Source organism: Carboxydocella sp. ULO1 (assembly GCF_002049255.1).
GTDB lineage: Bacteria > Bacillota.
In genome coordinates this window covers 1-308 of the sequence record NZ_BDLQ01000164.1, presented here as the reverse complement: position 1 = coordinate 308, position 308 = coordinate 1, and the positions used below count along the sequence as shown (strand labels likewise).

Here is a 308-nt window from a genome sequence, read left to right as displayed (position 1 = left end):
TCCGACACCGGCTAAACGGGGTCACCGTACGGACAGGGCCAATAACTTCAGGTCAGGCCAGACGGAGTTATACGCCTCCTGCTCACTCTGGGCAAGCCCGTTATGCACAGAAAGCTTTTCCTCCAGCCGCCTCAAGCAGGCCCTGACCCCACGGGTCATCCCTTTTCCTTCCCCAGGTCTATCAGGATTATCCTTCCAGGTCAGGTTTTGCTTGATTTGCGATACCAGTTGCCTGAGTTCTTCAGTCACCCGTTCCCTGAACCCCATTGCCCGACGACCTATAACCAGTGCCGCCGCGCAATGCACCG

At 57.1% G+C, this 308-nt stretch carries 1 pseudogene; it reads right to left on the bottom strand.

From position 1 onward, the window contains the following. Nucleotides 1-21: 21 nt before the first annotated feature. Nucleotides 22-308 (bottom strand): annotated as a pseudogene (locus ULO1_RS14330) (IS200/IS605 family accessory protein TnpB-related protein); the annotation flags it as partial.